The sequence below is a fragment of the Streptomyces sp. JW3 genome (assembly GCF_052216785.1).
Classification (GTDB): Bacteria; Actinomycetota; Actinomycetes; order Streptomycetales; family Streptomycetaceae; genus Streptomyces.
This window is the reverse complement of sequence record NZ_JBQOUX010000093.1, coordinates 1-24047: the sequence shown is the minus strand read 5'-3', so window position 1 is coordinate 24047 and position 24047 is coordinate 1. Positions and strand designations below refer to the sequence as shown.

At 74.2% G+C, this 24047-nt stretch carries 20 protein-coding genes; 6 read left to right on the top strand and 14 right to left on the bottom strand.

The window, feature by feature from the left end:
• Positions 1-304: 304 nt before the first annotated feature.
• The 3 genes from ACTT8P_RS29310 to ACTT8P_RS29300 all read left to right on the top strand — a co-directional run bounded on the left by ACTT8P_RS29310 (position 305) and on the right by ACTT8P_RS29300 (position 3466).
• Positions 305-958: a bifunctional DNA primase/polymerase gene (locus tag ACTT8P_RS29310; protein ID WP_442834787.1), complete on the top strand. Its 654-nt coding sequence runs from the start codon at positions 305-307 to the stop codon at positions 956-958.
• A 136-nt stretch (positions 959-1094) separates the two neighbouring features.
• Positions 1095-1865 (top strand): ABC transporter ATP-binding protein, encoded by a 771-nt coding sequence (locus tag ACTT8P_RS29305; protein ID WP_442834786.1) that lies wholly within the window; start codon positions 1095-1097, stop codon positions 1863-1865.
• Positions 1862-3466 (top strand): transporter, encoded by a 1605-nt coding sequence (locus ACTT8P_RS29300; RefSeq protein ID WP_442834785.1) that lies wholly within the window; start codon positions 1862-1864, stop codon positions 3464-3466. Before ACTT8P_RS29305 ends, ACTT8P_RS29300 begins: the two co-directional genes overlap by 4 nt.
• A 69-nt stretch (positions 3467-3535) precedes the next feature.
• On the opposite strand, the gene ACTT8P_RS29295 is transcribed toward ACTT8P_RS29300, so the two are convergent.
• Both ACTT8P_RS29295 and ACTT8P_RS29290 read right to left on the bottom strand, forming a co-directional pair.
• A complete protein-coding gene (locus ACTT8P_RS29295; RefSeq protein ID WP_442834784.1) occupies positions 3536-4438 on the bottom strand; it encodes an alpha/beta fold hydrolase in 903 nt (300 codons plus the stop codon).
• A 470-nt stretch (positions 4439-4908) separates the two neighbouring features.
• The gene (locus tag ACTT8P_RS29290; RefSeq protein ID WP_442834783.1) at positions 4909-5601 is read right to left on the bottom strand and encodes a metal-dependent transcriptional regulator; all 693 of its coding nucleotides are present in this window, start codon (positions 5599-5601) and stop codon (positions 4909-4911) included.
• Between the two features lie 263 nt (positions 5602-5864).
• Here ACTT8P_RS29290 and ACTT8P_RS29285 point away from each other — a divergent pair, with 263 nt between their 5' ends.
• Complete coding sequence (locus tag ACTT8P_RS29285) at positions 5865-6620, top strand: SIS domain-containing protein (RefSeq protein WP_442834782.1); 756 nt, start codon at positions 5865-5867, stop codon at positions 6618-6620.
• A gap of 508 nt (positions 6621-7128) precedes the next feature.
• On the opposite strand, the gene ACTT8P_RS29280 is transcribed toward ACTT8P_RS29285, so the two are convergent.
• Positions 7129-8526, bottom strand: a complete 1398-nt coding sequence (locus ACTT8P_RS29280; RefSeq protein WP_442834781.1) for a PAS domain-containing protein — start codon at positions 8524-8526, stop codon at positions 7129-7131.
• Positions 8527-8952: 426 nt separating this feature from the next.
• Positions 8953-10047 carry a citrate synthase 2 gene (locus ACTT8P_RS29275; protein WP_442834780.1) on the bottom strand — a complete coding sequence of 365 codons (1095 nt, stop codon included), beginning with the start codon at positions 10045-10047 and terminating at the stop codon, positions 8953-8955.
• A gap of 207 nt (positions 10048-10254) precedes the next feature.
• On the opposite strand from ACTT8P_RS29275, the gene pdxH reads away from it, so the two are divergent.
• Positions 10255-10890, top strand: a complete 636-nt coding sequence (gene pdxH, locus ACTT8P_RS29270; protein WP_442834793.1) for a pyridoxamine 5'-phosphate oxidase — start codon at positions 10255-10257, stop codon at positions 10888-10890.
• Here the strand turns inward: pdxH and ACTT8P_RS29265 are convergent.
• From ACTT8P_RS29265 to ACTT8P_RS29225, 9 genes are all read right to left on the bottom strand, one after another.
• Positions 10880-11503 carry a TetR/AcrR family transcriptional regulator gene (locus ACTT8P_RS29265; protein WP_442834779.1) on the bottom strand — a complete coding sequence of 208 codons (624 nt, stop codon included), beginning with the start codon at positions 11501-11503 and terminating at the stop codon, positions 10880-10882. The genes pdxH and ACTT8P_RS29265 overlap by 11 nt on opposite strands.
• Entirely contained in the window at positions 11491-12225 is a 735-nt protein-coding gene (locus ACTT8P_RS29260; protein ID WP_442834778.1) for an enoyl-CoA hydratase family protein, read from the bottom strand. The genes ACTT8P_RS29265 and ACTT8P_RS29260 overlap by 13 nt, the downstream gene beginning before the upstream one ends.
• Positions 12222-13790 (bottom strand): 4-coumarate--CoA ligase family protein, encoded by a 1569-nt coding sequence (locus ACTT8P_RS29255; protein WP_442834777.1) that lies wholly within the window; start codon positions 13788-13790, stop codon positions 12222-12224. Before ACTT8P_RS29255 ends, ACTT8P_RS29260 begins: the two co-directional genes overlap by 4 nt.
• Before the next feature lie 21 nt (positions 13791-13811).
• Positions 13812-14987, bottom strand: a complete 1176-nt coding sequence (locus tag ACTT8P_RS29250) for an acyl-CoA dehydrogenase family protein (protein ID WP_442834776.1) — start codon at positions 14985-14987, stop codon at positions 13812-13814.
• A gap of 42 nt (positions 14988-15029) precedes the next feature.
• Positions 15030-16874 carry an ATP-binding protein gene (locus ACTT8P_RS29245; RefSeq protein ID WP_442834775.1) on the bottom strand — a complete coding sequence of 615 codons (1845 nt, stop codon included), beginning with the start codon at positions 16872-16874 and terminating at the stop codon, positions 15030-15032.
• Between the two features lie 8 nt (positions 16875-16882).
• Positions 16883-18481 (bottom strand): acyl-CoA carboxylase subunit beta, encoded by a 1599-nt coding sequence (locus ACTT8P_RS29240; protein WP_442834774.1) that lies wholly within the window; start codon positions 18479-18481, stop codon positions 16883-16885.
• On the bottom strand, positions 18478-20148 hold the full coding sequence (locus ACTT8P_RS29235) for an acyclic terpene utilization AtuA family protein (protein ID WP_442834773.1): 1671 nt from the start codon (positions 20146-20148) through the stop codon (positions 18478-18480). The genes ACTT8P_RS29240 and ACTT8P_RS29235 overlap by 4 nt, the downstream gene beginning before the upstream one ends.
• Positions 20145-20942 carry a TIGR03084 family metal-binding protein gene (locus ACTT8P_RS29230; RefSeq protein ID WP_442834772.1) on the bottom strand — a complete coding sequence of 266 codons (798 nt, stop codon included), beginning with the start codon at positions 20940-20942 and terminating at the stop codon, positions 20145-20147. Before ACTT8P_RS29230 ends, ACTT8P_RS29235 begins: the two co-directional genes overlap by 4 nt.
• A gap of 168 nt (positions 20943-21110) precedes the next feature.
• On the bottom strand, positions 21111-22085 hold the full coding sequence (locus tag ACTT8P_RS29225; protein WP_442834771.1) for an EamA family transporter: 975 nt from the start codon (positions 22083-22085) through the stop codon (positions 21111-21113).
• A gap of 230 nt (positions 22086-22315) precedes the next feature.
• On the opposite strand from ACTT8P_RS29225, the gene ACTT8P_RS29220 reads away from it, so the two are divergent.
• On the top strand, positions 22316-22768 hold the full coding sequence (locus tag ACTT8P_RS29220) for an NUDIX hydrolase (protein WP_442834770.1): 453 nt from the start codon (positions 22316-22318) through the stop codon (positions 22766-22768).
• 395 nt (positions 22769-23163) lie between these two features.
• On the opposite strand, the gene ACTT8P_RS29215 is transcribed toward ACTT8P_RS29220, so the two are convergent.
• Positions 23164-24047 (bottom strand): (Fe-S)-binding protein (locus ACTT8P_RS29215; RefSeq protein ID WP_442834769.1); only part of this gene is annotated, 884 nt, incomplete at its 5' end.

Below are 24047 nucleotides of genomic sequence, written 5' to 3'. Positions count from 1 at the left end.
ACCCCCTGCTTCATGGCTCGGGTGCCTGCCCGTGCACCGAGTTGGCGTGTCTTCTGCCGAAAGAATCCGGCCGTGAAGATCAATGCCCCGCTGACATGCGGAAAATGCGAGGCTTGCGAGGATTGCCGGGTAACGGCCGTCGCCGTGCCCCCATCCCTGGCTACCCAGCTCCCGCCGCGAATCCTCCCGCGCGCCCCCGGACGTGCCACCATGCGCCCGGCGGCGGAATCGATGCTCCTCCCCGCGCGCGCAGCGGCCGGGACGCGGGCCGTAACCCGGGATGGGCGCGGGAGTTGAGTTCCACGTGGAAGAGACGATCCCTGGCACCGAGACCGCACAGATTCCCCAGCAGCGCGGCGCATCGCTGCTGGAGGCCGCCGTTCGCTACGCCGAGGAGCGTCACTGGGACGTGTTCCCCGGCACCTGGCTGGAAGCCGTCGACGGGGAGCAGCGCTGCTCCTGCGCGGACCGGGCGTGCGCCCTCCCCGGCGCGCACCCGGCGCGCGCCGACTGGGCGGCCCAGGCGACCGGCAGCGCGACCGTGGCCCGGCTGCTGTGGCAGAAGCAGCCGACGGCGTCGATCCTGCTGCCGACCGGGCGCACGTTCGACGCGATCGACGTGCCGGAGACGGCCGGGTTCCTGGCGCTGGCCCGGATGCAGCGGATGGAGCTGACGCTCGGGCCGGTGGCGTTGACGCCGGACCGGCGGATGCGGTTCTTCGTACTTCCGGGGGCCGCGGCGAAGGTGCCGGAGCTGGTGCGGGGACTGGGGTGGTCGCCGGTGTCGTTGGATCTGGCGGCGCTCGGGGAAGGTGCGTATGTGGCGGCGCCGCCTACCCGGTACGGGGTGCGGGGCGCGGTGCAGTGGGCGTGCCCGCCGACCCGGACGAACCGGTGGCTGCCGGATGTGGCGGAATTGATGTCGCCGCTCGCGTATGCGTGCGGGCGGGAGCGGTGACGCGTTCTCGTCCGCGGGGATCGGTTGTTCGGCGGGTGCGGGGTGTGGGTGGCTGGTCGCGCCCACGCGGCGGAGCCGCAGATCAGATACAGTCCCGCGCCCCTTGCGGGGCGCTTCGCACCCGTAGGGTTTGTGCATGACGTCTGCCGTGCGGGTGCGAGGGCTCTGGAAGCGGTTTGGGCAGCAGGTGGCTGTCGCCGGGATCGATCTTGAGCTGCCGGCCGGGAAGTTCATCGGGCTGGTCGGGCCCAACGGGGCCGGGAAGACCACCACGCTGTCGATGGTGACCGGGCTGCTGCGGCCGGACCAGGGGACGGTGGAGGTGGTCGGGCACGACGTCTGGCGTGATCCGGCCGAGGTGAAGGCGCGGATCGGGGTGCTGCCGGAGGGGCTGCGGCTGTTCGAGCGGCTGTCGGGGCGGGAACTGCTCGGGTACACCGGGCGGTTGCGGGGGCTGCCGGGCGGCGAGGTCGACAAGCGGGCCGGGCAGTTGCTGGACGTGCTCGACCTGGCCGGCGCCCAGCACAAGCTGGTGGTCGACTACTCGACCGGGATGCGGAAGAAGATCGGGCTGGCCGCGGCCCTGCTGCACAACCCCGAAGTACTGTTCCTGGACGAGCCGTTCGAGGGCGTGGACCCGGTGTCGGCGCAGACCATCCGGGGCGTGCTGGAGCGGTACACCGCCTCCGGCGCCACCGTCGTCTTCTCCTCGCACGTGATGGAACTGGTCGAGTCGCTGTGCGACTGGGTGGCCGTGCTGGCCGCCGGCCGCATCCGGGCCACCGGGACGCTCGCCGAGATGCGCGGGCCGGCGCCCTCCTTGCAGCAGGCGTTCCTGGAACTGGTCGGCGCGGGCGGCCGGGACGCCGGGGCGGATCTGGACTGGCTGGGCGGCGGCGCCCGATGAGCGCCGGCGCCGACGCGCTGACCCCGGTCACCGCCGTCTTCGTACGGCTGAAGCTGTCGCTGCTGCGCAACGGGCTGCGGCAGTCCGCCGGCCGGCGGGCCGCCTACGTGGCGTCGGCCGTCGTCGTACTGCTGGTCGCCGCGCTCCAGCTGATCGGCCTGATCGCGCTGCGCGGGCACTCCCACGCGGACGCGCTGGTGGTGCTGCTGGTGACGGTGCTCGCGCTGGGCTGGGCGGTGCTGCCGCTGTTCTTCCCGAGCGGCGACGAGACGCTGGACCCGACCCGGCTGGTGATGCTGCCGCTGCGGCCCCGGCCGCTGGTCCGGGCGCTGCTGGCGGCGTCGCTGGTGGGCATCGGGCCGCTGTTCACGCTGTGCCTGGCGGCCGGTTCGGTGGTCGCGCTGGCGCACGGCCCGGCGGCGTACGCCGTCGGCGTCGTCGGCGCGCTGCTCACGCTGCTGGTGTGCGTGGCGCTGGCGCGGGCCGTCGCCGCCGCCAACGTACGGCTGCTGACCAGCCGCAGGGGGCGGGACCTGGCGGTGCTCAGCGGGCTGGTCGTCGCGGTCGGGGCGCAGCTGGTCAACTTCGGGGCGCAGCGCCTCGGTTCGGCCGGGCTCGCGGAACTCGCGCCGGTCTCCGACGTGCTGAGCTGGCTGCCGCCCGGCTCGGCGATGGGCGCGGTGCGGGCGGCGAGCGAGGGGGCGTACGGGACGGCGCTGGCCCGGCTCGCGCTGTGCGCGGCGCTGCTGGCGGGGCTGCTGGTGGTGTGGGACCGGCAGCTGACCCGGCTGATGACCGCGCCGGACGGATCGACGCTGCCGGCCGGCGGGGCCGCGCGGGAGCGCCGCGCCCCGGGGCCCGCCCGGCTGCTGCCGGCCGGGCGCACCGGCACCGTCATGGAGCGCAGCCTGCGGTACGTGTGGCGGGACCCGAAGACCAAGGCGGCCTGGGTGACCTCGCTGGCCATCGGCCTGATCGTGCCGGTGTTCAACGCGCTCCAGGGCAGTGGCTCGGTCTACTTCGCCTGCTTCGCCGCCGGCCTGCTCGGCATCCAGATGTACAACCAGTTCGGCCAGGACACCTCCGCCTTCTGGATGGTCGCGATGACCATCTCCGCGCCCCGCGACGCCTACGTCGAACTGCGCGCGCGGGCCTGCGCGCTGCTGCTGATCACCCTGCCGTACGCCGCCCTCGTCACCGTCCTGACCACCGCGCTGCTCGCCGACTGGGCCGCGCTGCCCGAGGCGCTCGGCCTGTCGCTGGCGCTGCTCGGCGCGATGCTGGCGACCGGCGCCTGGACCTCGGCGCGCTTCCCGTACTCCATTCCGCAGGACGGCTACAAGAACGTGGCCCCCGGTCAGGCCGGGCTCGCCTGGATCTCGATCTTCGGCGGGATGGTCGCCGCCGCGCTGCTGTGCGCGCCGGTCATCGCGCTGACGGTGTGGCTGAGCGTGCGCGCGGGCGGCGACGCGTGGACGTGGGTGGTACTGCCGGTGGGGGTGGTGTACGGGGCCGCGCTGACCGCGCTGGGGCTGCGGTTCGCCGCACCGCGGACGGCCCGACGGCTGCCGGAGATCCTGACGGCGGTCAGCAAGGGGTAGGACGCGGTACGGCGACCGGGCCGGGGGCCGCGGTGGTACGGCAGCCGTGGCGAGGGCTGCGGTGGTGCGTCAGCCGTCCTCGAGGCTGTCGAGGAACGGTTCGACGGCTGCGCGCCAGGACTCCGGCTGGTCGTAGTGGACCAGGTGGCCGGCGTCGGCGACCTCCGCGTACTGGCCGCGGGGCAGCACCCGGACCATCTCCTGGGCCTCGGCGCGGCCCAGTTCGCCGTCCAGGCCGCGGACGACCAGGGTGGGGCAGCCGACCTGGGCCAGTTCGTCCCAGTGGGCGTCGTGCACCCAGGTCGCGCGGGAGCTGAGCATCTGGTCCGGTTCGAAGACCGGCCGCCAGCCGTCCGCCGACTCCGCCATCACCTCGGCGTAGAACGCGCCGCGGGCCGGGTTCGGCCGCTCCGTCCAGGGGTCGTCCTCGCCGAACCACTTGCGTACGTCGGCCAGCGTGGCGAACGGGACCGGCCAGGCCCGGAACCACTCGGTCCATTCCTGCTGCGAGGCGGCGCCCAGCGCGGACGCGCGCATGTCGCAGATGACCAGGCCGCGGACCAGTTCGGGGTGTTTGGCGGCGAACTGCCAGGCGGTCAGCGCGCCCATCGCGTGGCCGATCAGCACGGCCGGGGCGAGGCCGAGCTGGTCGAGCGCGGCGCCGACGTCCGCGACATACGCCTCGCGGGTGAAGGACGCCGCCGGCGGCTTCTCGCTGCGGCCGTGGCCGCGCTGGTCGAGGGCGACCGCGCGGTGCCGCCCGGAGAGCCAGCGGGCGGTGGCCGCCCAGTGCGAGGCGCGGCCCATCAGGCCGTGCAGCAGGAGGACACCGGGGGCGGCGGCGTCCGCACCCGGGCCGGCGGCCGTCTCCTGGCCGGGGCCGGTCGGCGGGTCGGCCTTGGGTGGGTCGCCGAACTCCCAGGCCGCGAGGCGAACGCCCCCCGCGCCGGTCACGTCGATGCGCCGCGCCATGGTCCTGGCACCCCCATGCTCCGCTCGGACCTGATCTGCCTGCCGTGCAGGCTATCGAATGCGTTTTCGAAAAAACCGTCCTGCCGGGCAATACCGCTCGTTCGAGTGACACCCTCCGGGGATTGGCCGCCGTCGTCGAGGGGAGATCTTCAGCGGGAGGCGGGCCGCTCGGGGAAAACGGTCCGAGGGGATGACCCTGAGAGCTCGGGGCTCCGGGTCAGCACAGGGGAGGACAGGCCCCGGCGCCGCACGGCGCCGGGGCCCTCTGCCGTCTCCGTGACACAGCCTCCCCCTCTCCTGGGCCGCCCCCCGCGGCCCCGGGCCTTCGCCATATGCGCCGTCGTCATATGCCTCGGCGACAGCCTTGCACGCGAATCGCGCGGACGCTGCCGTTCGAACAGACCGAATTCCGCATTCGACGGGATGGAAACACCGGCGGCACATTCCCGCCGGTCACGGCGGCCGGCGGATCAGCGCTTGGCGACGAAGACGTGGGAGGCGACCTCCGACTCCAGCTCGGCCGCCTCGCCGCCGCTGCCCACCAGCACGCCGCCCGCGGACTCCGTCACGCTCACCACCGAGCCGGGCTGCACGCCCGCCCGGCGCAGCGTGTACATCAGCTGCGCGTCGGTCTGGATCGGCTCGCCGATGCGGCGCACGATCACCGACTTGCCCTCGGCGCCCGGGTCCAGGTCGGACAGCGCGACCAGGCCGGCGTCCAGGAACGGGTCGGCGAGGTCCGTCTCGCCCAGCTCCTCCAGACCCGGGATCGGGTTGCCGTACGGCGACTCGGTGGGGTGCCGCAGCAGTTCGAGCACGCGGCGCTCCACGGCCTCGCTCATCACGTGCTCCCAGCGGCACGCCTCGGCGTGCACCTGCTCCCACTCCAGGCCGATCACGTCGACGAGCAGGCACTCGGCGAGCCGGTGCTTGCGCATCACGCGGGTGGCCAGCTTGCGGCCCTCGTCGGTCAGCTCCAGGTGCCGGTCGCTGGCGACGGAGACCAGGCCGTCGCGCTCCATCCGCGCCACCGTCTGGCTGACGGTCGGGCCGCTCTGGTCGAGCCGCTCCGCGATCCGGGCGCGCATGGGGACCACACCTTCCTCCTCCAGCTCGAGGATGGTGCGGAGATACATCTCCGTGGTGTCGATCAGTCCGGACATACGTGCCCCTTGATGAGATCTTCCGGAGGCTCGACGGCTCTCCGGCGCGTGCGCTGGCCCTGCCATCAATTCTGACGCATACCACTGACAACCGTGCCGCGCCGAGGAGAAGGCCGAACGGGATATCGAGCGTACCGCCCGGCCCCTCGCCGCCGGGCCGTTCCGTGTTGACACCGCACTGGTCCAGACCGCACCGTGAGCCCCGGCACAGCGTGAGGCGCCACCGAGGGCACCATCACACCGTCACCCCGAAGGGGCTCCGCATGAGCGACCGCAAGCCGGCCGGCCAGTTCCTCGACGCGGCGATCGAGCTGCTGCACCGCGTCCGGGACGAGGAGGAAGCGGCCGTGGAAGCGGCCGGCACGCTGCTCGCGGACACCGTGCAGCGGGGCGGCCGGCTGTTCGCCTTCGGCGCCGGGCACTCCTCGCTCGCCGCGCAGGACGTCGTCTACCGGGCCGGCGGGCTCGCCCTGATGAACCTGCTGACCGTGCCCGGGGTCGTGGGCGTCGATGTGATGCCCGCCACACTGGGCTCCGCCCTGGAACGGGTGGACGGCCTCGCCAGTGCCGTCCTGGACTCCTCGCCGCTGCGCGCGGGCGACGCCCTGGTGATCGTCTCCCTGTCGGGCCGCAACGCGCTGCCGGTGGAGATGGCCGCCCGCGCCCGCGACCTGGGCGTGCGGGTCGTCGGCGTCACCTCGGTCGCCTACGCCACCGGGACCCGGTCCCGGCACAGCTCCGGCAGCTTCCTGAAGGACCACTGCGATGTCGTACTCGACTCCAAGATCGCGGTGGGCGACGCGGAGCTGACCCTGGACACCGTCCCGGCGCCCTTCGCGCCCGCGTCCACGGTGGTCACGGCCGCCCTCATGCAGGCGGTCCTGGCCACCACGGCGGCCACCCTCGCCGACCGCGGCGTCGAACCGCCGCTGCTGCGCTCGGGGAACGTGGACGGCGGCCACGACTGGAACCGCCGGGTGCTGGAGGAGTACGGCGACCGGATCTTCTACCACCACTGAGCCCTCCGGGGGTTGGGCGGGGGCGGCCCCCTCCGGGGGCCCGGGGGTGCGCCCCCCTCCGGGGCTGGGGCAGGTCCCTCCGGGCGGGGTGGCCCCCTCCGGGCGGAGTGGCCCCCTCCGGGGCTGGGGCAGGCCCCTCCGGGGCGGGAGTAGGCCCCTCCGGGGGCGGGAGTAGGCCCCTCCGGGGGCGGGAGTAGGCCCCTCCGGGGCTGGGTCGGGGCGGCCCTCCGCAGCCGGGGCGGGACGGGTGCGGCCCTGCGGGAGCCGGGGCAGGCCCCTCCGGGGCTGGGTCGGGGCGGCCCTCCGCAGCCGGGGCGGGACGGGTGCGGGCCTGCGGGGGTGGGGTGGGGGCGGCTCCCCGGAGCCAGGCCGGGACGCCCTCCCCGGGCCCGGACCAGGACGAGGCCAGCCCCCCGAAGGCCGGGGTGGGAGTGGGTGCGGCTCCGGCGTAGTCGGCCTTTCCGGGGGCGGGGCGGGGGCTGTTCTGCGGAGGTTGGTGCGGGCGGGGTCAGCGGTGCTGTTGCTCCGTCGTCGCGCCGGCCAGGTCCAGGGCTGTCGCGATGCGGGCGGCGACGTCCTCCGCGTGGGCCGCGTCGGGGCGTTCGAAGGCGTTGCGGCCGGTGCTGCGCAGGAACGTCACGACGCCGAGCGTGCGCCCCCGACTGCGCAGCACCGCGCACAGGGCGTGCACCGTGCCCTCCGGCCACTGGCGGGACCGCGCCCACGCGCGCGCCCGGTCGGCCGCCATCACCCCGGCACTGGCCCGCACCGAAGCGGACCGCTCCACGCACTGCACCGCCGGATGTCCCTGGTCGTAGCGGACCGGCAGCCCCGCCTCCCCGGTGCGCAGGCTCGGTCCCGGCGCGCCGGAGGGGGTGGCCGCGAGCCGGACCAGCCGGACCGGCGCCGCCGCCTCGCTGCCGGTGGGCGGGGCGCCCGCCACCCGGTCGATCAGCGCGTGGTCGGCGAACCCGGCCAGCGCGAAGTCCAGGTGCACGGTGGCCGCCTCGGCCGGGTCCTCGCACTCCGCCGCCGCCCGCGCCGCCCGGTGCAGCTGGTTGGAGCGGAACCTGAGCGTCGACGCCTCCTGCTCGGTCTGCCGGGCCTCGGTGACGTCCCGGAACAGCCAGCCCACGCCCAGCGGCACCGGCTCCTCCGCCAGCGGCGAGGCCAGCCGCAGGAACCCGCAGCTCCAGCAGCGGCGCCGCTCGCCCTCCGGGGTGCGCACGCTCACCCACAGCTCGGCGGGCGCCGGCGGCGCGCCCTCCGCCAGCACGTGGGTCAGCGCGCTCTCCAGTTCCTCCACGCCCTGGGCGAGCAGATCGCCCAGCGGCCGGCCCAGTACGGACGTACGCCCGGTGCCGAAGGCCCGCGCGGCGTGCGCGTTGACGACGGCCGGGCGCAGATCCGCGTCGACCAGCACCACCCCCCAGCTCGCGTCCTCGAACAGGGCCTCGCTCAGCGCGATCGACCGCTCCAGGTCTATCTGGGCGTGCACCTCGCTGAAGGCGCAGTACAGTCCGGCGGGCTCGCCGTCCGCGCCGCGCACCGCCGCGGACTGGGTGCGCACCAGCACCCGCCCGCCGTCCTTGGTCAGCAGCGCGAACTCGTGCACCTGCCGGCCCGGCGCGCGCATCGCCGCCAGCAGCCGGCCCTCGACCTCCTCGGCGTCCGCGCTGCGCACCGCCCACCCGGCGAAGCCCTTGCGCCCCACCGCCTCGGCGGCCGTCCAGCCGAGGATGCGCTCCGCCTCGCGGTTCCAGTGGGTGACGACCCCGTCCGCGTCGAACGCGCACAGCGCCGCGTCCATCCCGTCCAGCAGCGCGGCCAGCAGATCCGCGCCCTCCCGCTCGGGCCCGTCCGGCCCCAGTTCGTCGGTCGACCCACTACGCCGGGAAGCACTCACCTGGACCCCCCTGCTGACTGCATCGGTACTGGCCTTCATTCAACTCGAACGTGACTCAGGGCACACCTGGTTCCCGCAACTATGCGGGAATCGTTGCACGGCGGAAATCGACCGCCCCCGGGACCCGGCGCTTCAAGCTCTCGGAAAATGGGTTGATCCGCCGAAGACGGCTTCCTAATGTGGCCATCACTTCGGAAAGGAGGTGGTTCGGCAGATGTATGGATACCGGACGGAAGAGGTGGCTGCGGGCTAGCGGCCCGTCACCACGCTCAGTGCGGTGCCGGACCAGCGTGTGCGCGATGCACGCAGCCGGCCAGTACCACGCAGTCACCCGACCCGCGAGTCGCCGGTACGTCCGGCCGGCTCCTCCACGGAGGAACCTGACTCGCGGGTCGCCTGCGTGATCAGTAGTCGGTCAGTAGTCGTCTACAGGGACTCGTAGCCCTCGATGTCGCGCGGGTCGCGGGAGCCGGGGCCGGTGTAGCGGGCCGAGGGGCGGACCAGGCGGCCGGTGCGCTTCTGTTCCAGGATGTGCGCGGACCAGCCGGCCGTGCGGGCGCAGGTGAACATCGACGTGAACATGTGCGCCGGGACCTCGGCGAAGTCCAGGACGATGGCCGCCCAGAACTCCACGTTGGTGGCCAGCACCCGGTCCGGGCGGCGGGCGTGCAGTTCGGCCAGGGCCGCCTTCTCCAGCGCCTCGGCGACCTCGAAGCGGGGGGCGCCCAGTTCGCGGGCGGTGCGGCGCAGGACCCGGGCCCGGGGGTCCTCGGCGCGGTAGACGCGGTGGCCGAAGCCCATCAGGCGTTCGCCCTGGTCGAGGGCTTTCCTGACGTACGCCTCGGCGTCGCCGGTGCGTTCGATCTCCTCGATCATGCCGAGCACCCGGGAGGGGGCGCCGCCGTGCAGCGGGCCGGACATGGCGCCGACCGCGCCGGACAGGGCGGCGGCCACGTCGGCGCCGGTGGAGGCGATGACGCGGGCGGTGAAGGTGGAGGCGTTCATGCCGTGTTCGGCGGCGGAGGTCCAGTAGGCGTCGACGGCGGCGACGTGCTTGGGGTCGGGCTCGCCGCGCCAGCGGATCATGAAGCGTTCGACGACGGACCGCGCCTGGTCGATCTCGCGCTGCGGGACCATCGGCAGGCCCTGGCCGCGGGCCGACTGGGCGACGTAGGACAGGGCCATGACGGCGGCCCGGGCCAGGTCGGCGCGGGCCCGCTCGGCGTCGATGTCGAGGAGGGGTTTCAGGCCCCAGACGGGCGCCAGCATGGCGAGGGCGGACTGCACGTCGACCCGGATGTCGCCGGAGTGGACGGGGATGGGGAAGGGCTCGGCGGGCGGCAGGCCCGGGTTGAAGGCGCCGTCGACGAGCAGGCCCCAGACGTTGCCGAAGGAGACGTGCCCGACCAGGTCCTCGATGTCGACGCCGCGGTAGCGGAGCGCGCCGCCCTCCTTGTCGGGTTCGGCGATCTCCGTCTCGAACGCGACGACTCCCTCTAGCCCGGGTACGAAGTCGGACATCAGGCGGCTCCTCATGGTCGTGTGCACGGTGGGGTGCGGGGCGGTGGCCGCCTGGTGGGTCCGCGGCCGTCGTCCCCGGCTCGCGGCCCCTGGCGGCCTTCCCTGTGATGCCCCGTTGTGCCGCACGATATCCCTGAGTGCCACCTCCGGGGAGGGCTTACGGCACTCAGTGCCATAGGGCAGGATGGCAGCGTGGATCTCGCTTCGATGCGTCAGCAGTACCGGGCCGAGGGGCTCGGGGAGACCGAGCTGGCCGCCACGCCCGTGGCGCAGTTCGCCCGCTGGTTCCAGCAGGCGGCCACCGACGGCGGCCTCTTCGAGCCGAACGCCATGGTCGTCTCGACGGCCGACGCGGAGGGCCGACCCAGCTCGCGCACGGTGCTGCTGAAGCACTTCGACGAGCGCGGCTTCGTCTTCTACACCAACTACGGTTCGCGCAAGGCCCGCGACCTGACCGCCAACCCGCACGTCTCGCTGCTCTTCCCCTGGCATCCGATGGCCCGGCAGGTGATCGTCACGGGTACGGCGACCCGCACCGGGCGGGACGAGACGGCCGCGTACTTCCGCACCCGGCCGCACGGTTCCCAGCTCGGGGCGTGGGCCAGTACCCAGTCGGCGGTGGTCGGCGCCCGGGCCGAACTGGACGCCGCCTACGCCGAGCTGGCGGGCCGCTACCCGGAGGGCGAGCAGGTGCCGGTGCCGCCGCACTGGGGCGGGTTCCGGGTGCTGCCGCGGGCGGTGGAGTTCTGGCAGGGCCGGGAGAACCGGCTGCACGACCGGCTGCGGTACGTCGCCGCGGCGGACGGCGGCGGCAGCTGGCGGGTGGAGCGGCTCAGTCCGTGACGGGGGCCGCCGCCAGCGCGGTGTCCAGCAGGGCCGCCCACTGCTCGACCACCCGCCGCCGGCGGGCCGTGTCGTCGGTGAGGAGGTGGGCCAGGCCCAGGCCGCGGGCCATGTCGAGGAGGCCCTGGACGGTTTCCCGGACGCCGGGGCGGGTCTCGTCGGCGGCCAGCAGGTCGACGGCGATGCGGTGGGTCTCGCGGCCGACGCGGGCCTCCAGTTCGGTGACCCGGCCACGCAGCTGGTCCTCGTTGGAGGCGGCCACCCACAGGTGCAGGGCGGCCCGGAACAGCGGGCCGGTGTAGAGGTCGACCAGGGCGGCGACCACCGCGCGGCGGTCGGCGGCGCCCTCGGGGAAGAGGGCGCGCAGGGCGCGGGAGCGTTCCTCGGCGACGTACTCGACGGCGGCGGTGAACAGGTCCTCGCGGGTCGGGAAGTGGTGCTGGGCGGCGCCCCGGGAGACGCCGGCCCGCATCGCGACGACCGAGACCGTGGAGCCCGCCCAGCCGCGTTCGGCGAGGCAGGACACGGCGGCCGCGAGCAGCCGGCGCCGGGTGGCGCGGCTGCGGTCCTGCTTGGGGGCGCGGTCGGCACCGGTCGCGGTCACAGCACCCATGCGGGATCCCGTCGTTCGAGGAAGGCCGTCATGCCCTCGCGGGCGTCGGCGGCGGCGAACAGCCGTGCCGTCAGCGCGGTCAGTTCGGCGGCGTCCCGGTCGAAGGTCTCCAGCACCCTAGCCGTGAGCAGCCGTTTCGTCTCGGCCAGGGCCCCCGGGGCGGCCCGGCGCAACCCGTCCAGGACCGGTTCGAGTACGGCGTCCACGTCGTCGCCCGCCGCCGTGATCAGGCCGGTCCGGACCGCCTCGGCGGCGTCGAAGCGTTCGCCGGTGAGGCAGTGGCGGGCCAGGGCGCGCGGGTCGGCGCGGGGCAGCACCGGCAGCGAGATGACGGCGGGGGCCACGCCGATGCGGACCTCGGTGAAGGCGTACGTCGACGTGCCCGCCGCGACGGCGATGTCGCAGGCGGCGAGCAGGCCGAGGCCGCCGGCCCGGACGTGGCCGGTGACCCGGGCGACGACGGGTTTGGGCAGCGCCACGATTTTCCGGAGCAGGGCGACCAGGGCCTTCGGGTCGGGCGGGTCGCGCAGGTCGGCGCCGGCGCTGAAGGTGCTGCCGGTGTGGGTGAGGACGACGGCCCGCACGCCGTCGTCCCGCCCCGCTGCGGTGAGCGCCTCGGTGAGGCCGGTGACGAGGGCGGCGGACAGCGCGTTGCGGGTGGGCGGCGAGTCGAGGGTGAGGGTCGTGATGCCGCGCGCGGGCGGGTGGACGGTCAGGGTCATCCGCGGTTCCGCAGTTCGCGGCGCAGGATCTTGCCGGAGGCGGCGCGCGGCACGCCGTCGAGGAAGGTGACGCGGCGGACGCGTTTGTAGGGGGCGACGCGTTCGGCGACATACATCATGACCTCGCTCTCGGTCAGCGCGGGCGGGCCCGGGCGGCGGACCACGTGGGCGTGCGGGACCTCGTTGCCGTGGTCGTCGTAGTGGCCGATGACGGCGGCGTCGGCGATGCCGGGGTGGGTGAGGAGGAGGGCTTCGAGTTCGGCGGGGGCGACCTGGAAGCCCTTGTACTTGATGAGTTCCTTGACCCGGTCGACGACGAACAGCCAGCCGTCCGCGTCGACGTGGCCGACGTCGCCGGTGTGCAGCCAGCCGTCGGGGTCGATCATCGCGGCGGTGGCGTCGGGGCGGCCCAGGTAGCCCTTCATCACCTGCGGGCCGCGGATCAGGATCTCGCCGGACGCGCCGGGGCCGAGGTCCGTACCGGGGTCGTCGAGCGAGACGATCCGCATCTCGGTGCCGGCGATGAGCTTGCCGACGGTGCCGGGCGGGGCGGTGGCCAGCTGGTCCCGGGGGACGACGTGGGTGCCCGGGGAGAGTTCGGTCATGCCGTACGCCTGGCCGACCGGCGGCAGGCCGAGCCGGCGGGAGCAGGCGGCGGCGAGGGCCGCGTCCAGCGGGGCGGCGGCGCTGACGACGCGCCTCAGGGAGGAGAGGTCGTAGTCGGCGACCACCGGGTGCTTGGCCAGGGCGAGGACGATCGGCGGGGCGACGTACAGGTCGGTGATGCGGTGGGTCTGGATGGCGGCGAGGAACTGTTCCAGGTCGAAGCGCGGCAGGACGACGACGGTGGTGCCGAGCCGGAGCGGGGCGTTCATCAGGGCGGTGAGGCCGTAGATGTGGAAGAAGGGCAGGACGGCCAGGACCCGGTCGCCCGGTTCGGCGGGCATCGACGAGTGCAGCTGGGCCAGGTTGGTGGCGATCTGGCGGTGAGTGAGCATCACGCCCTTGGGGGTGCCGGTGGTCCCGGAGGAGTACGGCAGCGCGGCGACGTCCTCGGCCGGGTCGATGGCGACGGACGGCTCGGGCGCGGTGCAGGCCAGCATGTCGACCAGTGAGCGGTGGCCGGGGGCGCTGTCGCAGACGAGGATTTCACTCACCCCGCCCGCGAGCCGGGCCGCCCGGCGGGCGGTGTCGAGGAGGGGTGAGACGGTGACGATCCAGCGGGCCGCGCAGTCACCGAGCTGCTTCGCGAACTCCTCCGGCGTGGCCAGCGGGTGCACGGTGGTGACCGAGGCGCCGGCCCGGGTGGCGGCGTAGAACGCGATCGGGAAGGCGACGGTGTTCGGGCTGTGCAGGGCGAGGACGTCGCCCTTGCGGACGCCCGCCTCGGCGAGGGCGGCGGCGACCCGGCGGTGGAAGCGGTCGAGCTGCTCGTAGCTGAGGGTGGTGCCGTCGGTGCCGTCGATCAGCGCGGGTGCCGCGCCGAAGGTGGCCGCGTGGGCGAGGACGGCGTCGTGGATGGGCAGGTCTACGGGTGGGACGTCCGCGTACTCGCTTCGGAACATGGTTCCTCCAGGACGGTACGGCTAGTACGACTTGGGCAGGCCCAGGGTTTGGTGGGAGACGTAGTTGAGGATCATTTCGCGGCTCACCGGGGCGATCCGGGCGACCCGGGCGGCGGTGATCAGGGAGGCGAGGCCGAACTCGCGGGTGAGGCCGTTGCCGCCGAGGGTGTGCACGGCCTGGTCGACGGCCTTCACGCAGGCCTCCCCGGCGGCGTACTTGGCCATGTTGGCGGCCTCGCCGGCGCCGATGTCGTCGCCGGCGTCGTAGAGGTGGGCGGCCTTCCGCATCATCAGGCGGGCCAGTTCCAGGTCGATGTGGGCCTGGGCGAGGGGGTGGGCGATGGCCTGGTGGGCGCCGATGGGGGTGTTCCAGACGGTGCGGTCGCGGGCGTACTCCACGGCTCGGGAGAGGGCGTAGCGGCCCATGCCGATGCCGAAGGCGGCGGTCATGACGCGTTCGGGGTTGAGGCCGGCGAAGAGCTGGAGGAGGCCGGCGTCCTCTCCCCCACTGCCGAAAGCGTGGGAGGGGCCCCCACCGACGAGGGCTTCTGCGGGGAGGCGTACGTCGTCGAGGGTCAGCTCGAACTGCTTTTCGGCGGCGTGCAGTTCCATGTCGATTTGGCGGCGGTCGAAGCCCGGGGTGTCCCTCGGGACGATGAACAGGCAGGGCTTGAGCTTGCCGGTGCGGCCCTCTTTTGACGACACAGTTTCTGTGCGGCCGACTATGAGGGTGGCGTCGGCTATGTCGACGCCGCTGATGAAGACCTTGCGGCCGGTGAGCAGCCAGTCGGTGCCGTCGCGGCGGGCGGTGGTGGTGATGCGGTGGCTGTTGGAGCCGGCGTCGGGTTCGGTGATGCCGAAGGCCATGGTGCGGGTGCCGTCGGCGATGCCGGGGAGCCACTGTTGTTTCTGGGCGTCCGTGCCGAAGCGGGTGATCACTGTGCCGCAGATGGCCGGGGAGACGACCAGCATGAGGAGGGGGCAGCCGGCTGCGCCGAGCTCTTCGAGGACGATGGAGAGTTCGGTGATGCCTTGGCCGCCGCCGCCGTATTCCTCCGGGATGTTGACGCCGAGGTAGCCGAGTTTGCCGGCCTCTTGCCAGAGGGCCTCGCGGTCGTGGTTGCGGCCGTGGCGGTTGCCCAGCGCGGCTACGGCTTGGCGTAGGGACTTGTGTTCGGGGGATTCTGTGATCGACATGTGGCTCCTTCGTTGTGGCTGGTCGCGCAGTTCCCCGCGCCCCTAGGTGTCTCGCACTACCGCCAGTAGGGAGCCGACCGTTACCTGTTGGCCCGGCACGGCGTGCAGGGATGTCAGTGTTCCGGTGGCCGGGGCGGTGATTCGGTGTTCCATCTTCATGGCCTCCAGCCAGAACAGGGGCTGGCCCGCGGTCACTTGGGAGCCCTCGGTCAGGTTTTCCGCGAGGCGGGTGACCGTGCCGGGCATGGGGGCCAGGAGGGAGCCGGGGGCGTGGGCGGTCTCCGGGGCGGGGAAGCGCGGGAGGGCGGTGAGGCGGGTGGTGTTGACGTGGATCTCGGCGCCGTAGGCGGCCACCTGGTAGCGGCGGCGTACGCCGTCGGTCTCCAGGACGACGAGGTGGGGGTCGGTGTGGATGACCCGTACGCCGTCCGCCGCCGGGCCGGTGCGGGTGTGCCGGTAGCGGACCTCGGTCTCCTCGCCCGCGACGGCGTACCGCTTCACCTGGTCCTGGGAGGGCAGGTTGCGCCAGGCGCCGCCGAAGCGGGTGCGGGCGGCGGCGTCCGCGAGGGCGGCGGCGAGGGGGGCGTGCGGGTCGGGGGCGGGCTCGGTGAGGGCGGGGAGGTGGTGGTCGTAGAAGGACGTGGTCATGCGGGCGGACGTGAAGTCGGCGTGGCGCAGGGAGCGGGCGAGGAGGTCGCGGTTGGTGCGGGGGCCGTGGATCGTGGCGCGGTCCAGGGCGCCGGCCAGGCGGCGGACGGCTTCCGCTCGGGTGGGGGCGTGGGCGATCAGCTTGGCGACCAGCGGGTCGTAGTGGACGCCGATGTCGTCGCCGTCGGTGTAGCCGGTGTCCAGGCGGATGCCGTCGGGGACGGTGAGGCGGTGCAGGCGGCCGGTCTGGGGGGTCCAGCCGGCGGCCGGGTCCTCGGCGTAGAGGCGGGCCTCGACGGCGTGGCCGTGCGGGCGGGGAGGAGTGGGGTCGAGGGGGTGGCCTTCGGCGACACGGAGCTGGAGGGCGACCAGGTCGATGCCGAACACCGCCTCGGTGACGGGGTGTTCGACCTGGAGGCGGGTGTTCATCTCCAGGAACTGGGCCCGGCCGTCCGCCACCAGGAACTCCACGGTGCCGGCGCCGGTGTAGGCGACGGCGCGGGCGGCGCGTACCGCCTGGTCGTACAGGTCGCGGGTGAGGTCTTCGGGGAGGCCGGGGGCCGGGGCCTCCTCGACGACCTTCTGGTGGCGGCGCTGCAGGGAGCAGTCGCGGGTGCCGAGGGTCCAGACCGTGCCGTGGGTGTCGGCGAGGAGCTGCACCTCGATGTGCCGGCCGTGTTCGACGTACGGTTCGACGAAGACCTCGCCGTCGCCGAAGGCGCTCGCCGCCTCCGCGCGGGCGGCGGTCAGGGCGGCGTCCAGGTCGGCGCGGCGGCGCACGACGCGCATGCCGCGTCCGCCGCCGCCGGCCGCCGCCTTCACCAGCACCGGCAGGTCGGCCTCGGTGACCTCGTGGAGCGGTTCGACGCCCATCAGTTTCTTGGCGTGGGTCTTGGACGCCATCGCCTCGATGGCGGCCGGCGGCGGGCCGATCCAGGTCAGTCCGGCGGCGGTGACGGCGCGGGCGAAGGCGGCGTTCTCGGAGAGGAAGCCGTAGCCGGGGTGCACGGCGTCGGCGCCGGCCGCGAGGGCCGCTTTCACGATCAGGTCGGCGCGCAGATAGGTGTCGGCGGACGCCGACCCGGGCAGCCGTACCGCCGCGTCGGCCAGCCGGGTGTGCAGGGCGTGGGCGTCGGCGTCGGAGTGCACGGCGACGGTGCGGATGCCCTGCGCGCGGCAGGTGCGGAAGATACGGCAGGCGATCTCGCCCCGGTTGGCGACCAGTACTGAGGTGATCACGTGACTCCTCACATGCGGAAGACGCCGAAGCCGCCGCGCACACCCTGGTAGGGGGCGGTGTGGACGGCGGACAGGCACAGGCCGAGGACGGTGCGGGTGTCGCGCGGGTCGATGACCCCGTCGTCGTACAGCCGCCCGGACAGGAACATCGGCAGTGACTCGGACTCGATCTGCTGCTCCACCATCGCGCGCAGCGCGGCGTCCGCCTCGTCGTCGTACGGCTGTCCCTTCGCCGTCGCCGACTGCCGGGCGACGATGGACAGCACGCCGGCCAGTTGCTGCGGGCCCATGACGGCGGACTTGGCGCTGGGCCAGGCGAACAGGAAGCGCGGGTCGTAGGCGCGGCCGCACATGCCGTAGTGGCCGGCGCCGTAGGAGGCGCCGAGCAGGACGGAGAGGTGCGGGACACGGGAGTTGGCGACCGCGTTGATCATCATCGCGCCGTGCTTGATGATGCCGCCCTGCTCGTACTCCTTGCCGACCATGTAACCGGTGGTGTTGTGCAGGAAGAGCAGCGGAATGTCGCGCTGGTTGGCGAGCTGGATGAACTGCGCGGCCTTCTGCGACTCCGCGGAGAAGAGCACTCCCTGGGCGTTGGCGAGGATGCCGACCGGATAGCCGTGCAGCCGGGCCCAGCCCGTGGTCAGACTCGTGCCGTACAGGGGCTTGAACTCGTCGAAGTCGGAGGCGTCGACGAGCCGGGCGATCACCTCGCGCGGGTCGAAGGGGGTGCGCAGGTCGCCGGGGACGATGCCGAGCAGTTCCTCCGGGTCGTACTTCGGTGGCTCGGCCGGTCCCGGGTCGGGGTGGGCCTTGCGGTGGTTGAGACGGGCGACGACCCGGCGGGCCTGGCGCAGGGCGTCCGGTTCGTCGGCGGCGAAGTGGTCGGCGAGGCCGGAGGTGCGGGCGTGCATCTCGGCGCCGCCGAGGGACTCGTCGTCGCTCTCCTCGCCGGTGGCCATCTTGACCAGGGGCGGCCCGCCGAGGAATACCTTGGCCCGCTCCTTGACCATGATCACGTGGTCGGACATGCCGGGGATGTACGCGCCGCCGGCCGTGGAGTTGCCGAACACGACGGCGACGGTGGGGATGCCGGCCGCCGACAGCCGGGTGAGGTCGCGGAAGATCGCGCCGCCGGGGATGAAGATCTCCTTCTGGGCGGGGAGATCGGCGCCGCCGGACTCCACCAGGCTGACGCAGGGCAGCCGGTTGGCCAGCGCGATGTCGTTGGCCCGCAGGGCCTTCTTCAGCGACCAGGGGTTGGAGGCGCCGCCGCGTACCGTCGGGTCGTTGGCGGTGATCAGGCACTCGACGCCCTCGACCGTGCCGATGCCGGTGACCAGGGAGGCGCCGACGGTGTACTCGCTTCCCCAGGCCGCCAGCGGGGACAGCTCCAGGAAGGGCGTGTCGGGGTCGAGGAGCAGTTCGACGCGTTCGCGGGCGAGGAGCTTGCCGCGGGCGCGGTGCCGTGCGACGTACTTCGCGCCGCCGCCCGCCAGGGCTTTGGCGTGCTCGGCGTCCAGTGCGGCGAGTTTGCCGAGCATGGCCTCGCGGTGGGCGCGGTGGTCGGGGGCGGTGGGGTCGAGGGCGGAGGCGAGGACGGTCACAGCAGAACCTCCGGTATCTCCAGGTGGCGGGCGCGCAGCCATTCGCCGAGCGCCTTGGCCTGCGGGTCGAAGCGGTGCCGTGCGGCGACGCCCGCGCCGAGGACGCCCGCGACGGTGAAGTTCAGGGCGCGCAGGTTCGGCAGGACGTGCCGGGTGACGGGCAGCTCGCGGGTCTCCGGGAGCAACTCCCGGAACCGGTCGGCGGTCAGCTCGTGCGCCAGCCAGCGCCAGGCGTCGTCGGTACGGGCCCACACGCCGACATTGGCGTCGCCGCCCTTGTCGCCGCTGCGGGCGCCGGCGATCCGGCCGAGCGGGGCCGTCCTGGCCGGGCCGGGCGGCAGCGGGTCGGGCAGTGGCGGCCGCGGTACGTCGGTGAGGGCGGCGGTGGCGTGCGGCGCGGGCACCGGGACGCGGCGTCCGCCGGGGAGGACGGCGATGTGACCGACGGTGTCCTGGGGGACGTACTCGGCCTCGAAGACTCCGTAGGGGTCGCCCTTGCCCGGGGGTGCCAGGACGTGGAAGCCGGGGTAGCTGGCGAGGGCCAGTTCCACCGCCGCCCCGCCGATCGACCGGCCGACCGTCCGCTGGTCGGCGTCCCGGACGACGAGCCGCAGCAGCGCGGCGGCCGTCTCCTCGGTGGGGGCGTCGGGCCGGTCGGTGCGGACCAGTTCCCAGCGGACGTCCTCGGCCTTGCCGAGGGCCGGTGCCAACTGCTCCCGCACCAGTGCCGCCTTGGCCTCGATGTCGAGACCGGTGAGGACGAAGACGACCTCGCCGCGGAATCCGCCGAGCCGGTTGCGGCCGACCTTGAGGGTGGGCGGTGGCGGCTCGCCGCGCACGCCGTCGATCCGGACCCGGTCGGGGCCGTCCGGGGTGAGGGTGACGGTGTCCAGGCGGGCGGTGACGTCCGGTCCGGCGTACCGGGCGCCGCCCGTCTCGTACAGGAGCTGGGCGGTGACCGTGCCGGTGTCGACGAAGCCGCCGGTGCCGTCGTGCTTGGTGATGACACAGCTGCCGTCGGCGTGGAGTTCGGCGAGCGGGAAGCCGGGGCGGCGGACGTCGCCGTCCCGGAAGAAGGCGTAGTTCCCGCCGGTGGCCTGCGCCCCGCACTCCAGTACGTGCCCGGCGACGACCGCGCCCGCGAGCCGGTCGTGGTCGGCCGGTCCCCAGCCGAAGTGGGCGGCGGCCGGCCCGGTGACCAGGGCGGCGTCGGTGACCCGGCCGGTGACGACGATGTCGGCGCCCGCCTTGAGGCACTCGGTGATGCCGAAGCCGCCGAGGTAGGCGTGGGCGGCCAGCGTGCCGGGGTGGCGGGCGGTGAGGTCGTCGCCCTCGACGTGCGCGACGCGTACCGGGATGCCGAGCCGGGCGGCCAGTTCCCGTACGGCGTCGGCGAGACCGGCCGGGTTGAGGCCGCCGGCGTTGGTGACGACCTTGACGCCCCGCTCGTGGGCGAGACCGAGGCACTCCTCCAACTGCCGCAGGAAGGTGCGGGCGTACCCGGCGCCGGGGTCCTTCAGCCGGTCCCGGCCCAGGATGAGCATGGTCAGCTCGGCGAGGTAGTCGCCGGTGAGGACGTCCAGCGGGCCGTCGGTGAGCATCTCCCGCATGGCGTCGAAGCGGTCGCCGTAGAAGCCGGAGGCGTTGCCTACGCGCAGGACGGTCATCCGGCCGCCCCCTTCGGAGCGCGTCCGTCCCCCGGCGGCCCGGCGAACGCCTGAGCGATGTCCAGCCAGCGGTCGGCGTCCGGGCCGGCCGCGTGCAGGGCGAGGTCGGCGCGGTGGGCGCGCTGGGTGACCAGCAGGCAGAAGTCGAGGGCGGGGCCGGTGACGCGCTGGGCGGCGTCCTCGGGGCCGTACGCCCACGCTTCGGCGCCGCCCGGTCCGGTGAGTTCGACGCGGAACTCCTCGGTGGGCGGGGTGCGGCCCCGGGCGGCGAAGGCGAAGTCCCGGGTGCGGACGCCGAGGCGGGCCACGTGCCGCAGCCGGCCGGTGGGCGGGCGGGTGACGCCGAGCGCGTCGGCGACGTCCAGGCCGTGCGCCCAGGTCTCCATCAGCCGGGCCGTCGCCATCGACGCGGTGGCCATCGGCGGCCCGTACCAGGGGAAGCGGGCGCCGGGCGGGGCCGCGCGCAGTGCCTCGTCGAGGGCGGTCCGGCCGCGCCGCCACCCGGCCAGCAGGTCGGCGGGCGGCAGCACCGCGCCCTCTTCCGCGCCCTCGTCGACGAAGCCGCGGGGTGCGGCGAGGGCCTTCTCCACCAGCGTCCGGAAGCCGTCCTCGTCCGTGACGGCCAGCAGGGCGGACCGGTCGGTCCAGGCGAGGTGCGCGATCTGGTGGGCGATGGTCCAGCCGGGGGCGGGGGTGGCGAACGCCCACTGCTCGGGCCGCAACCGGGCGACCAGCGCGTCGAGTTCCTCGCCCTCCTCACGCAGGTCGTCGATCACGGGCGTCGGGTCGGACACGGTGCGCTCCCCTCGGACACGGCGGCGTGCGGGTGCGGTGGTGCGATGACGGTGCGATGACGCTGCGGTGGGGGGAGCATGGCAGCGAGGGCGGAAACAATCAAGCGTGCTTGCTGGATTTTATCTGTCGCCGGATGCGGTGAGGGGGTGGTCAGGAGGCGGTCGGGGTCAGGAGACCGGCTTCGGTTCGCCTGTGCGGGTCCGTCCCACCTGCGTTCGTACCGCCCCCATGCTCGCTGCCACGACCAGGGTGATGGCGGCGGCCTGGGCGGTGGTCAGGGACTGGTCCAGGACGAGGAAGCCGGCCAGGGCGGCGATGGCGGGTTCCAGGCTCATCAGGACGGCGAAGGTGGCGGCGGGCAGGCGGCGCAGGGCGAGGAGTTCGAGGGTGTAGGGCAGGACGGAGGAGAGCAGGGCGACGGCGGCGCCGAGGCCGAGTGTCACCGGGTCGACGAGTTTCGTCCCCGACTCGGCGATGCCCAGCGGGAGGAACAGCAGCGCACCGACCACCATGGCGAGGGCCAGACCGTCGGCCTGCGGGAAGCGGCGGCCGGTGCGGGCGCTGAAGACGATGTACGCCGCCCACATCGCGCCCGCCGCGAGCGCGAAGCCGGCGCCGGCCGGGTCGAGGCTGTCGAAGCCGCCGCCGCTGAGCAGGAAGACGCCGGCCAGCGCGAGCGCGGCCCAGACGAGATTGACCGCGCGGCGGGACGTGGCGACGGACAGCGCGAGCGGGCCGAGCACTTCCAGGGTGACCGCCGCGCCGATCGGGATGCGGTCGACGGCCTGGTAGAAGAGGCCGTTCATGGCGGCCATGGTGACTCCGAAGACGATCACCGTGCCCCAGTCGGCGCGGGAGTGGCCGCGCAGCCGGGGCCGGCAGACCAGGAGCAGGACGACGGCGGCGACGGCCAGCCGCAGGGTCACGATGCCGAGCGCGCCGGCCCGTGGCATCAGGGTCACCGCCAGCGCGCCGCCGAACTGCACCGACAGCCCGCCGGCCAGGACCAGGCCGACCGGTCCGAGGGAGCCCCGGCGGCCGGGGGCGCCCCCGGTCCCGGTCGCGGGGGCGGGCAGGGGGGTGCCGCCCGGCGCGGGGACGGCCGGGGTCGGGATGCCGGGCTCGGCGCTGGGGGTGTTCACGGGGGCTCCGGGGCGGTGGTGGCGGTCGACGAACGGGGCTAGGTCATCTCACTGTACTTCTTGGTGCAGGGAAGTGGACTTGGTCAGCCGCATAGCCCCGCCATGCAACTGTCCTGGGCCGGGTACGCGGCTGTCAACGCACGCCCGGCCCGCGGACCCGGCGCCCGGGCCGGGTAGCGTCCGCAGCGGCGGCGTTCCCGGTCCGCCGTACCGCCCGTCCCGGAGGCCCCGTGAGCCGACTCCTCGCCCGACTCTGGCGCGCCCTGCGCCCTGTGCAGAGCCGTCTGAGCTGGTTGCTGAACCCGAAGTTCGTGGTCGGGGTGACCGGTGTCGTACGGGACGGTGAGGGACGGGTGCTGCTGCTGCGGCACCGGATGTGGCCGCCCGGCCGCCAGTGGGGCCTGCCGAGTGGTTTCGCGCACAAGGGGGAGGACTTCCGGGCCACCGTGGTCCGCGAGGTCAAGGAGGAGACCGGCCTCGATGTGGCGGCGGGCCGGCTGGTCATGCTGAACAGCGGGTTCCGTACCCGTCTTGAGGTGGCGTACGAGGCCCGGCTGCTCGGCGGCGAACTGCGCCTCGACCCGTTCGAGATCCTGGACGCCCGCTGGTGCCGGCCCGACGAACTGCCCGCGGAGGTCCAGCCGGTGTGCCGTCCGCTGGTGCGGGGCGAGACCACCTGCTGACCCGGCCCCGGGCGGCTGGTGACCTGAGTCGCTAGTGGGCGATCCGGCGAGGCGGTGGGCGCGGTGCCGTGGGTGGTGATGCGGCAGCCGTGCGGGGCGGCGGCGATGTCCTGGGCGCCGCCGTCCGTCACCAGCACGGTGCCGGCGACGACGACCGGCAGGGCTACGGCAGCCGCGGCACCGCGGCTCACCGTCACCCACCGGCGTGCACCGCACCGGCGTCCCGCGGTTCCGGGGCGGGGCGGTGGCCCTGGGGTGGGATGGTCCGGGCGGAAACGGATGACAGCAGCCCGCCACGTGTCCTTGGTCGGCTCATGTGAGCGCATCGATAACGCTGGGGTGGGTGGTCCAGGCTGAAACGGATGACAGAAGCCCGCCATGCGTCCCAGGTGCGCTCATGTGAGCGGATCGGCAACACTTGGGGGCGTGTTGTCATGCGTTTCTGGCGCACATAGTCCGTCGGCCAGCACCTCCGCCAGATGCCGGCCCCGCGTCCCCGCCAGTTGCTCCAGCTGCGTACGGCAGGAGAAGCCGTCCGCCAGGACCACCGCGCCCTCCGGGGCCTCGCGGACCGCCGGGAGCAGGCGGTCCTCCGCGCAGGCCACCGACACCTCGTAGTGTCCCCGCTCGAAACCGAAGTTGCCGGCCAGACCGCAGCAGCCGCCGGCCGGTTCGCCGGTCAGGCCCGCGGCGGCGCGCAGACGGCGGTCGGCCGCGTCGCCGAGGACGGCGTGCTGGTGGCAGTGGGTCTGGCCGGTGACCGGACGGTTCAGGGCGGGCGGCATCCAGTCGGGGGCGTGGCGTTCCAGGACCTCGGCGAAGGTGCGGACGCGCCCGGCGAGGGCGGCCGCGCGCGGGTCGTCGTGCAGCAGCTCGGGCAGGTCGGTGCGGAGGGCCGCCGCGCAGCTCGGCTCCAGGACGACGACCGGGGCGGCCGTGGCGAGCACCGGTTCCATCAGGTCGAGCGTGCGACGCAGGACGGTGCGGGCCCGGCCGAGCTGGCCGGTGGAGACGTACGTCAGCCCGCAGCAGACCCGGCCGCGCCGGGCCGTCAGCAGGGCCGTCAGCAGCGCGGCGGGCGTACGGGTGCGGCCGTCGCCGATCGCGCCGCCCGGCAGCCGCAGGGTCGGCGGCAGCGCCACCCGCAGGCCCGCCGCCTCCAGGACCCGTACGGCCGCCCGGCCCACGGAAGGCGACAGATGCTCGGTGAACGTGTCGGGCCACAGCACGACCAGGTCGCCGGGGCCGGCCGCGGCCGGCCGCCGCCCGCGCCACCACC